The 518-nt window shown below is 65.4% G+C and carries 1 pseudogene; it reads right to left on the reverse strand.

The features are described from left to right. A pseudogene (locus tag AC01Y6_RS11235) lies at positions 1-383 on the reverse strand (UvrD-helicase domain-containing protein); the annotation flags it as partial. Positions 384-518 lie beyond the last annotated feature (135 nt).

A 518-nucleotide genomic window follows, 5' to 3' on the forward strand; every position in this document is an offset into this window, starting at 1 on the left:
CCCTTGGCCTTGTGGGCGGTGGAAGCCACCACAAGGGCCTCCTCTTCGGGAGTTCTGGCGTTTCGAAGCATCCTTGCGAGTTCGGCCAAGGGGTACCTCTTGGCGAGGGAAAGGAGGACCTTGGCCCCGGCAAAGCCCGCTTCGGCCAGGAGGGAGAGCTCCTCCCAGGTGGAGATGGCCGCAAGTTCGGGATGGGGGCGAGGACGGTAGTAGCCAGAACGCAAGGCTTCGGCATCTTCCAATAGCCAGGCGAGTTCTTCGGTACCGCCCACCACGTGGGCTTTCCCCCCGTGGACCTCGTAGAAGTGCAAGATGGCCTCCACGAGCCCGGCGTTGGTCCTGGCGAGCAAGGCGAAGGGAGGCGAGGGGAGTTCGGCATCCACCCTGGTGGGCCAGGGGGCCTTTCCCTCCATGAGGATGGGCCTGGCTACGTGGGGCAAGGAGGTGAGGCGGTACACCGCCAAGGCCACCTCAGGGCCGAAGCGAAAGCTCCAAGAGAGGGTGCGGGTGACCGAGGG

This window comes from Thermus sp., assembly GCF_056332225.1.